The 18,415-nt window shown below is 72.8% G+C and carries 19 protein-coding genes; 13 read left to right on the forward strand and 6 right to left on the reverse strand.

Annotated elements, in window-relative coordinates:
• Positions 1-2 precede the first annotated feature (2 nt).
• The 7 genes from mshB to PUR53_RS10560 all read left to right on the forward strand — a co-directional run bounded on the left by mshB (position 3) and on the right by PUR53_RS10560 (position 7,552).
• Positions 3-1,001 (forward strand): N-acetyl-1-D-myo-inositol-2-amino-2-deoxy-alpha-D-glucopyranoside deacetylase, encoded by a 999-nt coding sequence (gene mshB / locus PUR53_RS10530; RefSeq protein WP_329908101.1) that lies wholly within the window; start codon positions 3-5, stop codon positions 999-1,001.
• A gap of 64 nt (positions 1,002-1,065) precedes the next feature.
• Positions 1,066-1,497 carry a DUF6113 family protein gene (locus PUR53_RS10535; protein WP_329898237.1) on the forward strand — a complete coding sequence of 144 codons (432 nt, stop codon included), beginning with the start codon at positions 1,066-1,068 and terminating at the stop codon, positions 1,495-1,497.
• Between the two features lie 160 nt (positions 1,498-1,657).
• Positions 1,658-3,856: a hypothetical protein gene (locus PUR53_RS10540; RefSeq protein WP_443080283.1), complete on the forward strand. Its 2,199-nt coding sequence runs from the start codon at positions 1,658-1,660 to the stop codon at positions 3,854-3,856.
• Positions 3,857-4,078: 222 nt separating this feature from the next.
• Positions 4,079-5,032: an ABC transporter ATP-binding protein gene (locus tag PUR53_RS10545; protein ID WP_443080286.1), complete on the forward strand. Its 954-nt coding sequence runs from the start codon at positions 4,079-4,081 to the stop codon at positions 5,030-5,032.
• Positions 5,029-5,769 (forward strand): ABC transporter permease, encoded by a 741-nt coding sequence (locus tag PUR53_RS10550; protein ID WP_329908105.1) that lies wholly within the window; start codon positions 5,029-5,031, stop codon positions 5,767-5,769. The genes PUR53_RS10545 and PUR53_RS10550 overlap by 4 nt, the downstream gene beginning before the upstream one ends.
• Positions 5,766-6,941 (forward strand): sensor histidine kinase, encoded by a 1,176-nt coding sequence (locus PUR53_RS10555; RefSeq protein ID WP_329908106.1) that lies wholly within the window; start codon positions 5,766-5,768, stop codon positions 6,939-6,941. Before PUR53_RS10550 ends, PUR53_RS10555 begins: the two co-directional genes overlap by 4 nt.
• Positions 6,938-7,552: a response regulator transcription factor gene (locus tag PUR53_RS10560; RefSeq protein ID WP_239757049.1), complete on the forward strand. Its 615-nt coding sequence runs from the start codon at positions 6,938-6,940 to the stop codon at positions 7,550-7,552. The genes PUR53_RS10555 and PUR53_RS10560 overlap by 4 nt, the downstream gene beginning before the upstream one ends.
• Positions 7,553-7,694: 142 nt before the next feature.
• Here the strand turns inward: PUR53_RS10560 and PUR53_RS10565 are convergent, their stop codons facing one another.
• Together PUR53_RS10565 and PUR53_RS10570 are read right to left on the reverse strand one after the other, a co-directional pair.
• On the reverse strand, positions 7,695-8,546 hold the full coding sequence (locus PUR53_RS10565) for a transglutaminase-like domain-containing protein (protein ID WP_329908107.1): 852 nt from the start codon (positions 8,544-8,546) through the stop codon (positions 7,695-7,697).
• 17 nt (positions 8,547-8,563) lie between these two features.
• Entirely contained in the window at positions 8,564-9,628 is a 1,065-nt protein-coding gene (locus tag PUR53_RS10570; RefSeq protein ID WP_329908108.1) for a GNAT family N-acetyltransferase, read from the reverse strand.
• 140 nt (positions 9,629-9,768) lie between these two features.
• On the opposite strand from PUR53_RS10570, the gene fdxA reads away from it, so the two are divergent.
• The gene (fdxA, locus tag PUR53_RS10575) at positions 9,769-10,086 is read left to right on the forward strand and encodes a ferredoxin (protein WP_005480604.1); all 318 of its coding nucleotides are present in this window, start codon (positions 9,769-9,771) and stop codon (positions 10,084-10,086) included.
• Between the two features lie 132 nt (positions 10,087-10,218).
• The gene (locus PUR53_RS10580; RefSeq protein ID WP_329908109.1) at positions 10,219-11,319 is read left to right on the forward strand and encodes a bifunctional succinyldiaminopimelate transaminase/glutamate-prephenate aminotransferase; all 1,101 of its coding nucleotides are present in this window, start codon (positions 10,219-10,221) and stop codon (positions 11,317-11,319) included.
• A gap of 89 nt (positions 11,320-11,408) precedes the next feature.
• On the opposite strand, the gene PUR53_RS10585 is transcribed toward PUR53_RS10580, so the two are convergent.
• Positions 11,409-11,822, reverse strand: a complete 414-nt coding sequence (locus tag PUR53_RS10585; protein WP_239757053.1) for an ATP-binding protein — start codon at positions 11,820-11,822, stop codon at positions 11,409-11,411.
• A gap of 326 nt (positions 11,823-12,148) precedes the next feature.
• Positions 12,149-13,159 (reverse strand): heavy metal transporter, encoded by a 1,011-nt coding sequence (locus tag PUR53_RS10590; protein ID WP_443080284.1) that lies wholly within the window; start codon positions 13,157-13,159, stop codon positions 12,149-12,151.
• A 130-nt stretch (positions 13,160-13,289) separates the two neighbouring features.
• Between PUR53_RS10590 and dapE the strand changes: the two genes are divergently transcribed.
• Together dapE and PUR53_RS10600 are read left to right on the forward strand one after the other, a co-directional pair.
• Entirely contained in the window at positions 13,290-14,369 is a 1,080-nt protein-coding gene (gene dapE, locus PUR53_RS10595; protein WP_329908111.1) for a succinyl-diaminopimelate desuccinylase, read from the forward strand.
• Positions 14,370-14,473: 104 nt separating this feature from the next.
• Positions 14,474-15,232, forward strand: a complete 759-nt coding sequence (locus PUR53_RS10600; RefSeq protein ID WP_329898247.1) for a TIGR00730 family Rossman fold protein — start codon at positions 14,474-14,476, stop codon at positions 15,230-15,232.
• A 161-nt stretch (positions 15,233-15,393) separates the two neighbouring features.
• Here the strand turns inward: PUR53_RS10600 and folP are convergent, their stop codons facing one another.
• The gene (gene folP, locus PUR53_RS10605) at positions 15,394-16,254 is read right to left on the reverse strand and encodes a dihydropteroate synthase (protein ID WP_329908112.1); all 861 of its coding nucleotides are present in this window, start codon (positions 16,252-16,254) and stop codon (positions 15,394-15,396) included.
• Between the two features lie 119 nt (positions 16,255-16,373).
• On the opposite strand from folP, the gene PUR53_RS10610 reads away from it, so the two are divergent.
• The gene (locus PUR53_RS10610; RefSeq protein WP_329908114.1) at positions 16,374-16,724 is read left to right on the forward strand and encodes a DivIVA domain-containing protein; all 351 of its coding nucleotides are present in this window, start codon (positions 16,374-16,376) and stop codon (positions 16,722-16,724) included.
• The gene (locus PUR53_RS10615) at positions 16,721-17,311 is read left to right on the forward strand and encodes a DNA-3-methyladenine glycosylase I (RefSeq protein WP_329908115.1); all 591 of its coding nucleotides are present in this window, start codon (positions 16,721-16,723) and stop codon (positions 17,309-17,311) included. The genes PUR53_RS10610 and PUR53_RS10615 overlap by 4 nt, the downstream gene beginning before the upstream one ends.
• Before the next feature lie 51 nt (positions 17,312-17,362).
• Here PUR53_RS10615 and PUR53_RS10620 read toward each other — a convergent pair whose 3' ends face one another.
• The gene (locus PUR53_RS10620; protein ID WP_329898251.1) at positions 17,363-18,154 is read right to left on the reverse strand and encodes an enoyl-CoA hydratase/isomerase family protein; all 792 of its coding nucleotides are present in this window, start codon (positions 18,152-18,154) and stop codon (positions 17,363-17,365) included.
• Positions 18,155-18,415 lie beyond the last annotated feature (261 nt).

An 18,415-nucleotide genomic window follows, 5' to 3' on the forward strand; every position in this document is an offset into this window, starting at 1 on the left:
CCATGACGGATCTGTCCACCCGCCGACTGCTCCTGGTGCACGCGCACCCGGACGACGAGTCGATCAACAACGGCGCGACCATGGCCAGGTACGCGGCCGAGGGAGCGCGGGTGACGCTGGTGACCTGCACCCTCGGCGAGGAGGGGGAGGTCATCCCGCCCGGCCTCGCCCACCTCGCGCCCGACCGCGACGACAAGCTCGGCCCGCACCGCGTGGACGAGCTGGCCGAGGCCATGAAGAAGCTCGGCGTCACCGACCACCGCTTCCTCGGCGGCCCCGGCCGCTACCGCGACTCCGGGATGATGGGCGTCGAACAGAACGACCGGCCCGGCGCCTTCTGGTCCGCCGACGTCGACGAGGCCGCGGCCCACCTGGTCCAGGTGATCCGCGAGGTACGCCCCCAGGTCCTCGTCACCTACGACCCCAACGGCGGCTACGGCCACCCCGACCACATCCAGGCCCACCGTGTCGCCATGCGCGCCGCCGACCTGACCGCCGACCCCGGCTTCCGCCCCGATCTGGGCGAGCCCTGGGAGATCGCCAAGGTCTACTGGAACCGGGTCCCGCGCGGGGTGCTCCTGGAGGGCTTCGGCCGGCTCCGCCGCGATCTCGCCGAACCCGGACGGCTGCCGTTCGAACGGGCCGCGAGCGTGACCGATGTGCCCGGAGTGGTGGACGACCACATCGTCACCACCGAGATCGACGGCACCGCCTTCGCGGCAGCGAAGGCCACCGCGATGCGCGCGCACGCCACCCAGATCGAGGTCGTCGAGCCGTACTTCGTCCTCTCCAACCGGCTGGCCCAGCCGCTCCTGACCACCGAGTACTACGAGTTGGTCCGGGGCAGACGCGAAGGCGGGAGCCGGGAGGGCGACTTGTTCGAGGGGATCCCCGGCATCTCTCCCGGCATCTCTTCCGGGGAACGGCAGACTTCAGGGCAACGACAGACTCCCGAGAAAGCGCAGACTTTCGGGGAACAGCAGAACGGAACGGCCCTGTGATGCGTACGCATGGGTATGACACACGAGTGGTGCGCGCGCACGGCCGCCGAGAGGTGGGCCGGCGATGACCGCGAAGACCCGGCCGACGAGCGGGCAAGGCCCCGCGCTCGCACAGCCGTTGACGTTCCCCCCGCTGGGGCGGGCCGCCGCACACCTGGGACTCCTCGTACTGGGAGCCGTGGTCGGGGTGGCCGGCGGGCTGCTCCAAGCGGCCTGGTTCCCCGGGGGGTTGCTGCTCGCGCTGCTCGGCGCGGCCGGGCTGTTCCTGGGCGGCGCCCGGGCGACAAGCGGCCGGGCCGGGGCCGTTGCGCCGGCCGCCGGCTGGATGATCTCCGTCGTCCTGCTGACGTCCACCCGGCCGGAGGGGGACTTCCTGTTCGGCGCGGGGGCGGGCTCGTACCTTTTCCTGCTCGGTGGCATGGCTGTGGCTGTGATGTGCGCCACCCTTGGGCGGGGGCGGCAACCGACCGGGTCCGACGCCCGACTTGGGAAGTGACGTACCACTTCGCCGCAGCGGGCAGGTGCGGGTCCCGTGTGGGTTTCCCACGCGGTCGTGGGATACGCGCCGGAAGTGGCCAGTATGGTGGTGCGCGCCGCCGAGCTGCCCGCTGAGTTGAGGTCGTGACGGGCGGCGGAGCAAACCGGGAGAACCTGCCTTGAGTCGTGAAACTGACACTTCGTCCTCCGGGGCCAATGGGCGCGGCAGCACCGCGTACCCGTCGGGGACACCGCCGTACGGCACGCCCATGGCCACCGAGGCCGGCGCCGACGCGGCCCGGTCGGGCGCGGGCGAGCGACCGGACGGACCCAAGACCGAGACCACGCTGACGACGCGCGTCCGGATCAACATCCCCGGCTCGCGTCCGATCCCGCCGGTCGTCGTCCGCAAGCCGGTCGGCGACGGTGACGGCGCCGCGGACGACACCGGACCCGGGTCCGTGTCGGAGACCACCGGCACCACGGCCATGCCCGTGTTCACGGACACCCCGGCGCCCGCGCCGGAGCCGGCCGCGCCCGCCGACGACAAGCCGGCCAGCGACTGGTTCGCGCCCCGCAAGGGCGCCACCCCCGCCAAGGGCACGAGCACCGGCGGCAGCAACGGCGCCGGGTTCCCCACCGGCCCGATCGGCGGCCCCGGTACCGGTACGCCCGGTACCGGCGCGGTCGGCGGACCCGCCACGGGTGCCCGGCCCGGCGGTGCGGGCGGCCCCGGCCCGATGGCCGGCGGCCCCGGTGCACAGCTCGGCGGCCCGCGCCCCGGCGCGAGCGCGGGCTCCAGGCCCGGCGGCACGAACGGTGCCGGCCTGCCCGGCGCCACCGGCGGCCAGCCCGTCGCGCCCGGTCACGGCGGCGGCACCGGCTCCTTCGACGTCTCGGCCGCGCTGGCGGGCACCAAGCCCGAGCGCGACGACCTGCCGTACTTCTCGGACAACGGCGGCCGCCCCGGCGGCCCGGACGGCCGCTCCGGTCCGGCGGGCCCCACCGGCGGCCCCGTCACCGGCGACAGCCCGCTCGGCCCGCCGCCCGGCCAGGGCGGTCCCGGTGGCCCCGGCTACCAGGGCAACCCCTTCGGCGGCCCCGACGCCGACTTCTCCGCGCCCGCCGCCTCCGGCGGCTACGCCCGCCCCGGCGGCGGCATCAGCGACGACACCGCGGTCCTCACCCCGCAGCGGCCCGCCCCCGAACCGGGCACCCCGGGCTACGGCGGCTCCGGCGCCCTCGTCGACAACCCCTCCGGACACACCCTGACCAGCGGTATCCCGGTCGTGCCCCCCGGCACCCAGGGCACGCCGTTCGGCGCGGGCGGCCCCGACGGCGCGGTGCAGCACACCCCGCCGAAGCTGCCCGACCCCGGCCCGCAGCAGAAGTCCGGCCCGGCGAAGAACACCAAGTCCGCCAAGCCGGCCAAGAAGAAGGGCCGCAGCAAGCTCGGCCTGCTCGTCGGCGGAGTGATCGTCCTCGGCGGCGGTGTCTACGGCGCCGGTCTGCTGATGAACCACTCCGACGTCCCCAAGGGCACCACCGTGCTCGGCGTCGACATCGGCGGCGGTACCCGCGACGAGGCCGTCAACAAGCTCGACGCGGCCTTCGGCAAGAGCACGAACGAGGCGCTGAAGCTCTCGGTCGACGGCGAGACCGTCGCCCTCAAGCCCGACCAGGCCGGCCTCCAGTTCGACAAGCAGGCCACGGTCAGCGCCGCCGCCGTCAGCGACTACAACCCCGTCTCGGTGATCGGCGCGCTCTTCGGCCAGGAGCGCGTCGTCGAGCCCGTCATGCCCGTCGACGAGGAGAAGCTGCACGCCGCCCTCCGGCGCGCCGCCGGCAGCTCCGGCTCGGCCAACGACGGCACCGTCAAGTACGAGGCGGGCAAGGCCGTCGCCGTCTACGGCAAGGCGGGCAAGGGCATCGCGGTCGACGAGTCCACCGACGCCGTCGAGGAGGCGTACCGCACCCAGGTCGAGACCGGCGAGGCCGCGACGGTGCAGCTGCCGACGACGACCAAGGAGCCGTCGGTCGACAAGGCCGAGGTCGACCGGTTCATGAAGGAGTTCGCCGAGCCGGCCATGTCGGGCACCGTGACCGTCCAGACCGACGCCGCGCACAGCATCCCGTTGAGCCCGGAGAACTCCCTCTGGAAGTTCCTGAAGGTGAAGGCCGTCGACGGCAAGCTCGTCGACTCCTACGACGAGAAGGCCCTCAAGGAGCTCTACGGCGGCACCTTCGACGGCGTTCTCATCACCCGCGGCAACGGCGAGAAGACCCCCGTCACCGTCCAGGACGTCTACGGCGCCCTCCGCCTCGCCCTGAAGAGCACGACCGACCGCACGGCGGTCATCGAGACGGACCCGAGCTAGCGGCAACGTGCCGCTGCTCCTGGCTGCGGTCAGTCGTGCCGCTGGGGCGGCACGGGTGGGCGCAGCGGCACCCGGCGAGCGCCGGTGAGCGCAGCGCGTCGACACGACGAGGGGGCACCCGGGACATCCCGGGTGCCCCCTCGTCACTGTCGCGGGTATGACTTCTGTCATCCCGGGGTGAGGACCCCCGACACTGCCGCCCGCACCCCCCGCGCGCCCACGATGGTGCCCATGACGACGACCACGACGACGACCACCGAGGCCGCCACCCGGCCCGCGGCGGTGGCGTTCGACAACGTGACGAAGGCATACGGCGACGTCCGGGCCGTGCACGGCCTGACGCTCGCCCTGCACCCGGGGGAGACCGTGGCCCTGCTGGGCCCGAACGGCGCCGGCAAGTCCACCACCCTCGACCTGCTGCTCGGCCTCAGGAACCCCGACAGCGGCACGATCGACCTCTTCGGCACCGGCCCGCGCGAGGCGATCACCGCCGGACGCGTGGGCGCCATGCTGCAGAGCGGCGGCCTGATGGACGAGGTCACGGTCGCCGAACTGGTCCGGCTCGCCTGCGCCCTGCACCCCAGGCCGTACCCGGCCTCCGAGGTCCTCGCCCGCGCCGGCGTCACCCAGATCGCCGACCGCAAGGTCCACAAGCTCTCCGGCGGCCAGGTCCAGCGGGTCCGCTTCGCCCTCGCCACGGCCGGCGACAGCGACCTGATCGTCCTGGACGAACCCACCACCGGCATGGACGTCACCGCCCGCCAGGCCTTCTGGGCCACCATGCGCGAACAGGCCGACCGGGGCCGCACCGTCCTCTTCGCCACCCACTACCTCGAAGAGGCCGACGCCATCGCCGACCGCGTGCTCGTCCTGCACCGGGGCCGCCTGCTGGCCGACGGCACGGCGGCCGAGATCAAGGCCAGGGCGGGCGCCCGCCGCATCACCTTCGACCTGCCCGACGGCCCGCTGGACGAGCCACCCCTGCGCGACCTCCCCTTCCTGACCACGCTCGACGTGTCCGGCCGTACCGTCCGCATCCAGTCCACCGACGCCGACGCGACCGTCCACGCCCTCTACGGCCTCGGTGTCTACCCCCGCAACCTGGAGGTCACCGGCCTCGGTCTGGAGCAGGCCTTCGTCGCGATCACCGCCGCCGAGGAGGCGAGGTCGAAGTGAACAGCCTCATCAAGCTGGAACTCGTCCGCGCCCTGCGCAGCCGCAAGGCCATGTTCTTCTCGGTGCTCTACCCCGCGCTGCTGTTCCTGCTCATCGCGGGCAGCGCGAGCACCACCGACGAACTCGGCGACACCGGTCTGACCCTGCCGACCTACATGATGGTCTCCATGGCCTCCTTCGGCGCCCTGACGGCTGTTCTGATGGGCAACAGCGAACGCATCGCCAAGGAACGCGAGAGCGGCTGGGTACGGCAGCTGCGGCTCACCACGCTGCCGGGGCGCGGCTACGTCCTCGCGAAGACCGCGAGCGCGGCCGTGGTCAGCCTGCCGGCCATCGTGATCGTCTTCGTGGTGGCCGCCGTCGTGAAGGATGTACGCCTGGAGGCCTGGCAGTGGCTCGCCCTGACCGGCGCGATCTGGGCCGGCAGCCTCGTCTTCGCCGCGCTCGGCGTGGCCATCGGCTACCTCGCCTCCGGGGACGCGGTCCGCCCGATCACGATGATCACCTACTTCGGTCTGTCGATGCTCGGCGGCCTGTGGATGCCGACGACGACGTTCCCCCAGTGGCTGCAGGACATCGCCAAGTGGGTGCCCACGCACGCGTACGCCTCGCTGGGGCAGGCCATCGAGCAGAGTCAGGCCCCGCACACCCGGGACCTCGTCATCCTGGCCGTCTCCTTCGCCCTGTTCGCGGGCGGCGCGGCCTGGCTCTACCGGAAGGACACGCTGAAGGCGTGAGCGGCGTCGGCATCGGGCAGCGCCCGCAGAACCGCAGACAGAGAGCGATCAAGTTCCTCTGGACCGGGATCTGGCTCGCCTATCTGAGCGCCCCCGTCAGCGACCTGCTGCACGGGGGCCACAGCGACGGCGTCGTCGTCCTCGGCTGGACCGGCCTGGTGGCCTTCGTCGCCTGGTACTTCGTGCTGATCTTCCGCACCGGCCGCCGCGACACCACCCCCATGGTCCTCGGCGCGCTCGCCGTCCTCGCCACCCAGTCCGTCGTGCTCGCCCTCTCCCTCGGCCGGGAGTGGCTCGTCCTCTTCGTCTACGTCTCGGTCGCCTCTGGCGCGGCCCTCCCGCTGCGGCTCGCCCGCTTCACGATCCCGGTGGTGTCGGCCCTGCTCACGACCGTCGCCCTCGCCGTACCGCGCGGCGAGGCCTACCTCGCCTCCCTGCTCCTCCCTGCCCTCCTCGGCGGCTTCGCCATGACCGGCATCCGCGAACTCATCCGCACGACACGGGAACTGCGCGAGGCCAGGGCCACGGTCGCCCAGCTCGCCGCGAACGAAGAGCGCCTGCGCCTCGCCCGTGACCTGCACGACCTCCTCGGCCACTCGCTCTCCCTGATCACGCTGAAGAGCGAGCTGGCGGGCCGGATGCTCCCCGACCACCCCGACCGGGCCGCCCAGCAGGTCGCCGACATCGAACAGGTCAGCCGCCAGGCCCTGGTCGACGTCCGCGAGGCCGTCACCGGCTACCGTCGCCCCCGCCTCGGCGCGGAACTCGCGGGCGCCCGCGACGCGTTGACCGCGGCCGGCATCAGCCCCGAACTGCCCTCCGACCCCGACCTCACCGACATACCCGAGGAGAGCGAGTCCGCCCTCGCCTGGGCCCTGCGCGAGTCCGTCACCAACGTCGTACGGCACAGCGGCGCCCACCGCTGCACGGTGGACCTCGTCCGCCGCCACACCCTCGACGGACCGGTGCTCGAACTGACAGTGGACGACGACGGAAGGGGCGCTCCGGCCGGCACCCCCGGCGTGGGCACGGGCAGCGGTCTGGCGGGCCTGACCGAGCGGCTGGCGAAGGTGGGCGGAACCCTGGAGGCGGGCCGCTCCCCCCACGGTTTCCGCCTGGTGGCCCGGGCCCCCGCCACGCCCGGCGACCCGGACGTAGGATCCGGCGCATGACCCGCACGATCAAGGTCCTGCTCGCCGAGGACCAGTCCATGGTCCGCGAGGCATTGGCCGCCCTGCTCGGCCTGGAGGACGACATCGAGGTCGTGGCTCAGGTCGCCCGCGGCGACGAGGTCCTGGCCGCCGCCCGCGCGCACGCCGTCGACGTGGCCCTCCTCGACATCGAGATGCCGGGCGCGACGGGCATCGAGGCGGCCGCCGAGGTCCACCGGGCGCTCCCGGCGGTGAAGCTGGTCGTCCTCACCACCTTCGGCCGCCCCGGCTACCTCCGCAGCGCCATGGAGGCCGGCGCTGACGCCTTCCTGGTCAAGGACGCCCCCGCCGCCCAACTCGCGGACGCGGTCCGCAGAGTCCTCGCGGGCGAGCGGGTCATCGACCCGACGCTCGCCGCAGCGGCCCTGGCGGAGGGCGCGAACCCCCTGACCGACCGCGAACGCGAGGTCCTGCGCGCGGCGGCCGACGGCTCGACCAACGCGGAACTCGCCGAGACCCTCCACCTCTCCCAGGGCACGGTCCGCAACTACCTGTCGACGGCGATCCACAAACTGGCGGTGAGAAACAGAACGGAGGCGGTGCGGACCGCGAGGGAGAAGGGCTGGCTGTAGGGCGCACGGTTGTGCTGGTGACCGAGTCCAGGGGCAGCCACCGCCAGGGGCGCGGGGAACTGCGCCACCAGCCACGACGCACCCGCACCCGCCGGACAACAGGCGCCGCACGGCGAACAGGCACCCACGAACCGCCGCACTCTCAGTTCAGCCGAGCCCGAGCCGCCTCCGCCTGCCTCCGCATCTTCTCCGCGGCCCCGGCATCCACCCCGGCCACCACCTCCGCGTACTCCTCCAACGCGGCAGCACCCCGCACGAACTCCCCCCGCTGCACCAGAAGCCGCGCCCACTCGTACCGCAACCGCCCCGGATGCGACGGCATCGCCAGCGACAACTCCAGCGCCCACAACGCCACATCCGTCCGCTCGGGCCGCGCCGCCGCCCACGCCCGCACGTTGTTGAGGACCCGCACCACCACGTCGAGCGGATCGGCGGGACTCAGCACCGAGGGGTCCAGCGGAGCCCCCGTCGCCCCGGCCACCAGCAGCTCCGCGTCGCTCCCGCTCAGCACCCGCCCCCCGTCGAACGGATCGGCGAGGACCTGCTCCTCACGGGGCCCGAACCCGACCACGAAGTGCCCCGGCAGCGCGACCCCGTACACGGGCGCCCCCGCCCGCCGGGCCACCTCCATCCACACCACGGACAACAGGATCGGCAACCCCCGCCGCCGCAGGAGCACCTGGTGCAGCAGCGACGACTCCAGCCGCTGGTAGTCCCCGGCGGCCCCCCGGAAACCGCACCGCGCGCCGAGCAGTTCGGCCGCCGCGACAGCCCACGCACGCGGCGAGCCCGGCCGGTACGGCATCAGCCCGGCCAGCCGGTCGAGCTCGATCTCGGCGGCGTCGACGCCCGCGTCGTCCAGTGTCCCGTCGCCCGCCGCGCCCACCAGCAGGCACAGCAGGGCCAGGTCGGGCCGCTCGGCCCGCGCCTCCTCCGCGAACCGCCGCCGCACCTCGGCCGCCCGCTCCGGCTCGGGGGGAAACGGCGCCGGCACGGCGGGGTGATGCCCGCTCACGACGACCGGCCCGACACGGAACCGGCACCGGCATCCGAACCGGGACCGGCGTCACCGCCGGGGCCGGCGCCCCCGGGCTCCCGATAGTGGTGGTACGCGTGGTGCGCCGCGAACCCCATCCCCCCGTACAGCGCCCGCGCCCCGGCGTTGTCCGTCTCCACCTGGAGCCACCCGGCCGAGGCCCCTTCGTCCAGCGCCCGCCGGGCCAGCGCTGCCATCACGGTCGTCGCGAGCCCCCGCCGCCGCTGGGCGGGATCGACCTCGACGGCCGCGAAACCGGCCCATCGCCCGTCCACCACGCACCGCCCGATGGCGGCGGGCCCCGAGCCCTCCGCCCCCGGCACGGTCGCGAACCACACCGACGGCCCGCTCCCGAGCACCTTCAGCGCGACCTCGCCGAGCCCCTTGCGCTGGTAGCGGCCGAGCCACGCCTCGTCCGCCGTGCGCGACAGCTCGACCCCGGCCCACTCCCGGTCCGCGACCGGCGCGAGCGCGCCGATCCACAGCTCGGCGGTCACCTCACGGACCCAGCCGCGGTCCGCCACCTCCGCGCACAGCAGCTCCTGAGTGCCCTCGGCGCCCGTGGCCAGCTGCAGGTAGGCGGGCAGCCGCCGGGCCGCGTACCAGCCGCGTACGGCCGCGAGCGCGTCGTCCAGGGGCATTCCGGGGTCCCCGATCGGCAGCACCGAGTTGGCGCGCCGGGTGAAGCCGGAGGCGGCCCGCAGCTCCCACTCGCCGAGCCGCTCGCTCTCGACGGGCTGCCAGGCCCGCGCGGAGACCCGCGCGAGCTCCCGGTACGAGGCGGCGGGCCCACGCCGCCGGGCCGGGGCGGCGGGCACCACCTTCCCCGCGACCAGCGTCGACTCCTCGATCCGTACCCGCTCCCCGTTCCGGCGGGTGATCGACAGGACACCGCCGTCCCATGATGTGAGAACACCAACCGTGTCAGTGAATTTCCCACCCCCGGCGGTAGGCTCGTCGAGGCACCGCACGGACACGCGTTTGCCCACGTCAGCAGCAGAGACACGGATCTCGAGCCGTCCACCGGCAGAGATTTCCACAGGTCTGTCCACCCCTCCTGTTCGGATCATGCCCCGGAACGGAGATACTAGGTGCGGGCATCGACGACGCCGCGCTCCCGCGCGCCAGGCGGCGGAGCCTGAGGAGGCCCGCCAGCGCCCTACCGAGGAGGAACGACAGCGTGACCTACGTCATCGCGCAGCCTTGTGTCGACGTCAAGGACAAGGCGTGCATCGAGGAGTGCCCGGTCGACTGCATCTACGAGGGTCAGCGGTCCCTCTACATCCACCCGGATGAATGCGTCGACTGCGGTGCCTGCGAGCCGGTGTGCCCGGTCGAGGCGATCTTCTACGAGGACGACACCCCGGAGGAGTGGAAGGACTACTACAAGGCGAACGTCGAGTTCTTCGACGAGCTCGGCTCGCCCGGTGGTGCCAGCAAGCTCGGTCTGATCGAGCGTGACCACCCCTTCGTCGCCGCACTCCCGCCGCAGGCCTGAGAGCGACACCGCAGGCCCCGGGGTGACGCCCCGGCGGCCCGCATCCGCGCCGCCCCGGTCCCGTACGGCCCGATCACCATGATCGCCGTACGGGACCGAGGCGTTCGCCAGTGAGAAAGTGAGCCAGTTCCCGTGTCCGCAGTCAGCGACCGCCTCCCCACCTTCCCCTGGGACAAGCTGGAGCCGTACAAGGCGACGGCCGCCGCGCACCCCGGTGGCATCGTCGACCTCTCCGTCGGCACCCCCGTCGACCCGGTGCCCGACCTGATCCAGAAAGCGCTGGTCGCCGCGGCGGACTCGCCCGGCTACCCCACCGTCTGGGGCACCGTCGGTCTGCGCGACGCGATCACGGGCTGGCTGGAGCGTCGTCTCGGCGCCCGGGACGTCACCCACCACCACGTCCTGCCGATCGTCGGCTCCAAGGAACTGGTGGCCTGGCTCCCCACCCAGTTGGGGCTCGGCCCCGGCGACCGGGTCGCGTACCCGCGCCTGGCCTACCCGACCTACGAGGTGGGCGCCCGGCTCGCCCGCGCGGACCACGAGGTCTACGACGACCCGACGGCCCTGGACCCGGCCGGTCTGAAGCTCCTCTGGCTGAACTCGCCGTCCAACCCCACGGGCAGGGTCCTCTCCAAGGCGGAGCTGACCCGGATCGTGGCGTGGGCCCGCTCGCACGGCATCCTGATCTTCTCCGACGAGTGCTACCTGGAGCTGGGCTGGGAGGCCGATCCGGTCTCGGTCCTCCACCCGGACGTCAACGGCGGTTCGTACGAGGGCATCGTCGCCGTCCACTCCCTCTCCAAGCGCTCCAACCTGGCGGGTTACCGCGCGGCCTTCCTCGCCGGCGACCCGGACGTCCTCGGCCCGCTCCTGCAGATCCGCAAGCACGGCGGGATGATGACCTCGGCCCCCACCCAGGCGGCCGTCGTGGCCGCCCTCGGGGACGACGCCCACGTCCAGGAGCAGCGCGCCCGCTACGCGGCCCGCCGCACGGCCCTCCGCGACGCCCTCGTCGCCCACGGCTTCCGCATCGAACACAGCGAGGCCAGCCTCTACCTCTGGGCCACCCGGGGCGAGTCCTGCTGGACCACCGTCGCCCACCTCGCCGACCTGGGCATCCTCGTGGCCCCCGGCGACTTCTACGGCACCGCGGGCGACCACCACATCCGCGTGGCCTTCACGGCGACGGACGAGCGCGTGGCGGCAGCGGTGGAACGCCTGTCCCTGGCGTAGCGCACACGACATAGCGCACACGACGCGTAGCGCACACGACGTCGAAGGGGCCCGGGGAGTTTCCCCGGGCCCCTTCGACGTACGGCAGGTCAGCCGAGCGGGCTCTGGGCCGGCAGCTTCCCCGTCGGGAGCCCACCCTTCGTCGCCGTCTTGGTGGTGTCACCCAGAACGGTGCCGGCGGACCCGGCGGCCTCTCCGGCGGCCTTCTGCGCGACGGGCGTCGTCGTCTTGACGGTCTTCCCGCCGGTCTTGCTCACGGTCGGCAGGGTCTGCTTGGACGCCTTGGTGCCGGCGTCGCTCGCGACCCCGGTGACGTTCTGCGTCGCGCCGTCCACGGTGCTACCCGCGTTCGCCCCGTCCACGGCGGACAGGCCGCCGAGGTTCGGGGTGGCCGGAAGTTCGGGCGCCGCACTCGCGGAGCCGGCCGCACCGACCACGGAGGCCGCTCCCGCTGCGGTCAGCAGCGCGGCACGGGCGATCCGGCGGGTCAGGGGGAGGGACATGGTGCTCCTTAGACGGAAGAGGACGGTGAAGTGTCCGACCGCGCCCGGGAGTTGACCAGTGGATGTGATCGTTCCGGGCTCGGACGCAGTGACTACCGACTCGCAGTCCCCGGAGGTTGCGGCGCCCCGACGTAAAGAGTTGGCAATGCGTCGCATCATCAAATACGGATTCAGTCGGACAAACGCCACCCGCTGTGACCGTCTGCTGAATCCTTACGGCCCTGTGTTCCCAACGGATTCCGCATACCGGGGGTGAGCAGGGGAAATCCCGCGCACCCCGTCCACCCGACGCGCCGTGCCTACCCCGCACGGGTGAGCCGTGCAGCCTACTGTCCAGTGACGATTCGGACCTCGGTGGCGGCGCCCGCCGCACCGCCCGCCACGCCCGGCGCCTTGCGCCACGCGCCGGCCCGGCCCTCCGCGACCCACTCACGGCCCGCGTAGGAGACGCGCTCGACACCGAGCCGGGAGGAGTTGGCCACCGCCCAGTGCGCCAGCTCCCAGCCGCGCTGCCGGGCCCGGTCCCCGTCCTCGATGTCCGTCAGCGGGATGGTCACGGTCCCGGCGGCGGGGGAGACGCTCGGACTCGGCGCCGCACTCGCCTCGGCGGAGGCGCCGCCCTCGGAGCTCACCACCGCCGCGGCCGACTCGAACGCCTCGTCCCCGAAGTCCCGGGCGAGCGCGCTGCGCACGGCCTCCGGGCCGCCCGTGTAGGCGGTGCCGGTGCCGGTCGTGTCCCGGCGCCCCTCGCACGTCAGCGTGGCCGCCGACCGCCCCGTCAGCGCGGCGGCGAGCAGCGTGGCGTCGGGCTCGTGCTTGGCGTACGCCTCCGGGTAGCCACTGCGCTGCACGCGCTGGGCGGCCACGGTCAGCGGCAGCCGCTCGTAGCCCTCGACCTTGACGAGGTGCTCGTAGAACTCACCGGCCGCGTACACCGGGTCCTGGATCTGCTGCTCGGTGCCCCAGCCCTGCGAGGGCCGCTGCTGGAAGAGGCCGAGCGAGTCCCGGTCGCCGTGCGCGATGTTGCGCAGGCTCGACTCCTGCAGCGCGGTCGCCAGCGCGATCGTCACGGCCCGCTCGGGCAGCTCGCGCGAGGTGCCGACCGCCGAGATCGTCGCCGCGTTGGCGGCCTGCTCGGGCGTGAACTCGTACGACGCCCCGTCGCCGGCCGCGGACACGACCACACACCGCGGGGTGCCGTTCCCCCCGGTCAGATACTGCACGGTGAGATACGCCCCGATCGCGGCGAGCACGACGAAGGCCGCCATGAACTGCAGCACGCGACGGCCGCGACGGCGGGGACGGGGACCTGGGGGGAAGGGGTACGGCTCCGACACGCGGTCCAAGGTACTGGAGAGTAATGGCCGCCGTGCAGGTGTTGTGAAGAGTGATGTGAACAGGGGTGTGGAAGTGACCGGATCCACTCGCCGCGCGGCCCGACTCCGACCGCGCGTTAGGGTCGGGGACATGGCCGAGACCCCGATTGACCTCACGCTGGACGCCGCGCGGCTCACCGCGCAGCTCGTCGACTTCCCCTCCGAGAGCGGCACCGAGAAGCCCCTCGCGGACGCGATCGAGACCGCCCTGCGCGCCCTGCCGCACCTCACGGTCGACCGGTACGGCAACAACATCGTCGCCCGTACGAACCTGGGCCGCGCGGAGCGCGTGATCCTGGCCGGCCACATCGACACCGTGCCCATCGCCGACAACGTCCCCTCCCGCCTCGACGAGGACGGCGTCCTGTGGGGCTGCGGCACCTGCGACATGAAGTCCGGCGTCGCGGTCCAGCTGCGCATCGCGGCCACGGTCCCGGCGCCCAACCGCGACCTGACCTTCGTCTTCTACGACAACGAGGAGGTCGCCGCGGACCTGAACGGCCTGAAGCACATCTCCGAGGCCCACCCCGAGTGGCTGGAGGGCGACTTCGCGGTCCTCCTGGAGCCCACCGACGGCGAGGTCGAGGGCGGCTGCCAGGGCACCCTGCGGGTCCTGCTGACGACCAAGGGCGAGCGCGCCCACTCCGCCCGCGGCTGGATGGGCTCCAACGCCATCCACGCGGCCGCCCCGATCCTGGCCAGGCTGGCGTCGTACGAGCCGCGCTACCCGCTGATCGACGGCCTGGAGTACCGCGAGGGCCTCAACGCGGTCGGCATCTCCGGCGGCGTCGCCGGCAACGTCATCCCCGACGCGTGCGTCGTGTCGGTCAACTTCCGCTACGCGCCCGACCGCAGCGAGAAGGAGGCCATCGCCCACGTCCGCGAGGTCTTCGCCGACTGCGGGGTCGAGGACTTCACCGTCGACGACCACAGCCCCGGCGCGCTGCCCGGTCTGTCCCACCCGGCGGCCGCGGCGTTCATCGAGGCCGTCGGCGGCACCGCCCAGCCCAAGTACGGCTGGACGGACGTCTCCCGCTTCAGCGCGCTCGGCGTCCCGGCCGTCAACTACGGCCCCGGCAACCCGCACTTGGCGCACCGGCGCGACGAGCGGGTGGAGACGGCGAAGATCCTGGCGGGCGAGGAGCGCCTGAGGTCCTGGCTGACGGCATGAGCTGTCCCCGGTGACGGATCGTGGCGGACACGCTGACGTCCCCCGTCCGTAACCCGTATGGATCTACGCTGAGGTGAACCACCAGCACGGCGGAGGGAGCGGACATGGCGACCGGCAACCCCGAGGGCAAGAAGCAGCCACCCGAGGAGCGGCGGCTGGGGCCGGTGCTGCGCAGACGCGGTCAGGTCCAGGCGAGCACGACGGACCAGCGGCTGCTGGACGCCGGCGGCCCCTCCGACTGGGTCCACACGGATCCCTGGCGGGTCCTGCGCATCCAGTCGGAGTTCATCGAGGGTTTCGGCACCCTCGCCGAACTCCCGCCCGCGATCAGTGTCTTCGGCTCCGCTCGCACTCCCGCCGACTCACCTGAGTTCGAGGCGGGTGTCCGGCTCGGCCGCGGCCTGGTGGAGGCCGGCTTCGCTGTCATCACCGGCGGCGGCCCGGGCGCGATGGAGGCGGCCAACAAGGGCGCCCTCGAAGCGGGCGGCACCTCTGTCGGCCTCGGCATCGAGCTCCCCTTCGAACAGGGCCTCAACCCCTACGTCGACATCGGCCTCAACTTCCGCTACTTCTTCGTCCGGAAGATGATGTTCGTCAAGTACGCCCAGGGCTTCGTGGTCCTCCCCGGCGGCCTCGGCACCCTCGACGAACTCTTCGAGGCCCTCACCCTCGTCCAGACCCAGAAGGTCACCCGCTTCCCCATCGTCCTCTTCGGCGAGTCCTACTGGAGCGGCCTGGTCGACTGGCTCACCAACACCCTCATCGCCGAGGGCAAGGCAGCGGCCAAGGACCTGACCCTCTTCCACGTCACGGACGACGTCGACGAGGCGGTGGCGCTGGTCTCGAAGGAAGCGGGCAGATAACTCCGGGTCCCGCGCCCCTTAATGGGCCGCAGGCCCTTAAGGGGCGCGGGGAACTGCGCGAGAACCCCCACCGGACCCGCAGCCGAAGTCAGCGACTGAGGGGTCAAAGGGGCGCAGCCCCTTGAGGACGGGACGGGTAGGGGCGGCGGGGGCGAAAAGAACTAGGCAAGCCCCCGCCGGGCCACGGCAGGCCCCCGCCACCCCGCGATCGCCCCCACCATCTCCACCACCTGCCGAGTCTCAGCCACCTCATGCACCCGATACACCTGAGCCCCCAACCAGGCCGAGACAGCCGTGGTCGCCAACGTCCCCACCACCCGCTCCTTCACCGGCCGGTCCAACGTCTCCCCCACGAAGTCCTTGTTGGACAGCGACACCAGCACCGGCCACCCCGTGGCGACCATCTCCCCGAGCCGCCGAGTCGCCTCCAGACTGTGCCGCGTGTTCTTCCCGAAGTCGTGCCCCGGATCGATCAGCACGGACTCCCGGGGCACCCCCAGCGCCACCGCCCGCTCCGCCAACCCCACGGTCACCCGCAGCACGTCGGCCATCACGTCGTCGTACTCGACCCGATGCGGCCGGGTACGCGGCTGGGTCCCACCCGCGTGCGTACACACCAGCCCCACCCGATACCGCGCCGCGACCTCCGCGAGCCGGGGATCGACCCCGCCCCACGCGTCGTTCAACAGATCCGCCCCCGCCTCGCACACGGCCTCACCGACCTCGTGCCGCCAGGTGTCGACGCTGATGATCACGTCGGGGAACCGCCGCCGCACCTCCGCGACGAACCCCACGGTCCGCCGCGCCTCCTCCACCGCGGTCACTTCCTCCCCGGGCCCGGCCTTCACCCCGCCGATGTCGATGATGGCCGCGCCGTCGGCGACCGCCTGCTCCACGCGCGCGAGCGCCGGCTCGTCACGGAAGGTGGCCCCCTGGTCGTAGAAGGAGTCCGGCGTCCGGTTCACGATCGCCATGATCACCTGCTCGTGCGGGCCGAATTCCCGCTTGCCCAGCCTGAGCATCCGCTGTGACCTCTCCCAGTACGTGCCGTCGATCGCCGGGCCTGCCCGACCGCCTGCGACCTTAACTGTCAGACTCGCATGGCACGATCGGAGCCGAACACACTCGAGGGGACCCAGCGATGTTCATGTTCTTGTTCCTGGTCGTCGCGCTCGCCGTCGTGGTCGCCGCGGTGACGCTCGCGGTGGTCGGCGGCGGCGACCACGCGGTGCTGCCGGAGGCCGAGGGCGAGCGGCTCCAGGACCCGCTGCCGGCGCACCGCCCGGTCAACCGCGCGGACGTCGAGGCGCTCCGCTTCCCGGTCGCCGTCCGCGGCTACCGCATGGTGGACGTGGACGACGTGCTCGGCCGCCTCAGCGCCGAGATCGCCGAGCGGGACGCCCGGATCGCCGACCTGGAGTCCGCGCTCGCGGGCGCCCGCGCGGCGACCACGACCTCGCTGCACAAGCCGGAGGAGGGCGAGCCCCGATGAGCGACGGCACCGCCCTGCCCGGCGCCGACGGCGCCCCGCGCTGCCCCTGGGCCCTGTCCACCGAGGACTACGTCGCGTACCACGACGAGGAGTGGGGCCGCCCGGTCCACGGCGACGACGCCCTGTACGAGCGGCTCTGCCTGGAAGCCTTCCAGTCCGGCCTCTCCTGGATCACCATCCTGCGCCGCCGCGAGGGCTTCCGCGCCGCCTTCGCCGACTTCAAGATCGCCTCGGTCGCCCTGTTCACCGAGGCCGACCAGGAACGACTGCTCGCCGACCCCGGCATCATCCGCAACCGCGCCAAGATCGAGGCGACGATCGCCAACGCCCGCGAGCTGTCGACCTGGGCCCCCGGCGAGCTGGACGAGCTGATCTGGTCCCACGCCCCGGACCCGACGACGCGCCCGGCCCCCGCCACCCTCGCGGACGTCCCGGCGGTCACCCCCGAGTCCACGGCCCTGTCCAAGGCCCTGAAGAAACGAGGCATCCGCTTCGTCGGCCCCACGACGGCGTACGCCCTGATGCAGGCGTGCGGCCTGGTGAACGACCACCTGGAGACCTGCGTCGCGAGGACGGCGCCCGCGTAGGCGGGACCGCCGGCTACCCCACGACCGCCGACCGCCGCATCCGGCGAAGCGTCACCGGCCCAGGTACTCCGGGGTCTGCTTGTTCACGAACGCCCGCACGGCGATCTGGTGGTCCTCCGAGGCCCCCGCCCGGGTCTGGAGTTCGTCCTCCTTCTCCAGCGTCTCGGCCAGCGAGTGGGTGAACCCGTACGCGACGGCCTCCTTGATCGCCGCGTACGCCACGGTGGGCCCCTCGGCCAGCATCCGTGCCACCTCCTCGGCGGCGGTGTGCAGCGAGGCCGCCGGAACGACCCGGTTCGCGATGCCCAGGTCGTACGCCTCCTGCGCCTTGATGCTGCGCGGGAACAGCAGCAGATCGGCGGCGCGGCCGGGGCCGATCACCCGCGGCAGGGTCCACGACACCCCGGAGTCGGCCGTGAGCGCCACCCCGGCGAAGGACGTGTTGAAGGAGGCCGTGTCCGCGACCACCCGGTAGTCCGCCGCGAGCGCGAAGCCCAGTCCGGCACCGGCCGCCACCCCGTTCACCCCGGCCACCACGGGCTTCGCCATGCTCGTGAGGGCCCGCACCACGGGGTTGTAGTGCTCCTTGACCGTGCTCATGACCTGCCCCGAGCCCTCGATCAGCAGCCCGATGTGCTCCTTCAGGTCCTGGCCCACACAGAACGCCCGGTCCCCGGCTGCCGTCAGCAGCACCGCCCGCACCGCGTCGTCCCCGGCGGCCTCCTCCACGGCCTCCCGCAGCGCGACCTTCGTCGCGATGTTCAGCGCGTTCATCGCCTCGGGGCGGTTCAGCGTGATCGTCGCGAGTCCGTCGCGCACCTCGTAGAGCACGGTGTCGGCCATGGCGGTTCCCCTCCGGTGTCGCTTCGGCAGGCGACGTACTGGTCAGTACGCCCTCGTCACAGCACAGCATGGCGGAGTTCCCGCGCGACGGCCGGGCCCGGACGTGTGACCTGCGTCAAAGAATCACCAATGGGCGAGCGCCCACCCGGGACCGTGCGGTGGCGCAGTATCGCAGTCACACCGCCGAATTGGGTGGTTTTGCTCGCGCGCGTTGCCCAAGCGATGCCGACCGATGTTGGTCATCGGGTCATGAGATGCGGG

The sequence above is a fragment of the Streptomyces sp. SP18BB07 genome (assembly GCF_036322545.1).
Lineage (GTDB): Bacteria > Actinomycetota > Actinomycetes > Streptomycetales > Streptomycetaceae > Streptomyces > Streptomyces deccanensis.

Excerpts from the sequence above, each read along its gene's own strand:
- mshB (WP_329908101.1), top strand. The coding sequence starts at position 3 with ATGACGGATCTGTCCACCCGCCGACTGCTCCTGGTGCACGCGCACCCG.
- PUR53_RS10535 (WP_329898237.1), top strand. The coding sequence starts at position 1,066 with ATGACCGCGAAGACCCGGCCGACGAGCGGGCAAGGCCCCGCGCTCGCA.
- PUR53_RS10545 (WP_443080286.1), top strand. The coding sequence starts at position 4,079 with ATGGTGCCCATGACGACGACCACGACGACGACCACCGAGGCCGCCACC.
- PUR53_RS10560 (WP_239757049.1), top strand. The coding sequence starts at position 6,938 with ATGACCCGCACGATCAAGGTCCTGCTCGCCGAGGACCAGTCCATGGTC.
- PUR53_RS10585 (WP_239757053.1), bottom strand. The coding sequence starts at position 11,822 with ATGTCCCTCCCCCTGACCCGCCGGATCGCCCGTGCCGCGCTGCTGACC.
- dapE (WP_329908111.1), top strand. The coding sequence starts at position 13,290 with ATGGCCGAGACCCCGATTGACCTCACGCTGGACGCCGCGCGGCTCACC.
- PUR53_RS10600 (WP_329898247.1), top strand. The coding sequence starts at position 14,474 with ATGGCGACCGGCAACCCCGAGGGCAAGAAGCAGCCACCCGAGGAGCGG.
- folP (WP_329908112.1), bottom strand. The coding sequence starts at position 16,254 with ATGCTCAGGCTGGGCAAGCGGGAATTCGGCCCGCACGAGCAGGTGATC.
- PUR53_RS10610 (WP_329908114.1), top strand. The coding sequence starts at position 16,374 with ATGTTCATGTTCTTGTTCCTGGTCGTCGCGCTCGCCGTCGTGGTCGCC.
- PUR53_RS10615 (WP_329908115.1), top strand. The coding sequence starts at position 16,721 with ATGAGCGACGGCACCGCCCTGCCCGGCGCCGACGGCGCCCCGCGCTGC.
- PUR53_RS10620 (WP_329898251.1), bottom strand. The coding sequence starts at position 18,154 with ATGGCCGACACCGTGCTCTACGAGGTGCGCGACGGACTCGCGACGATC.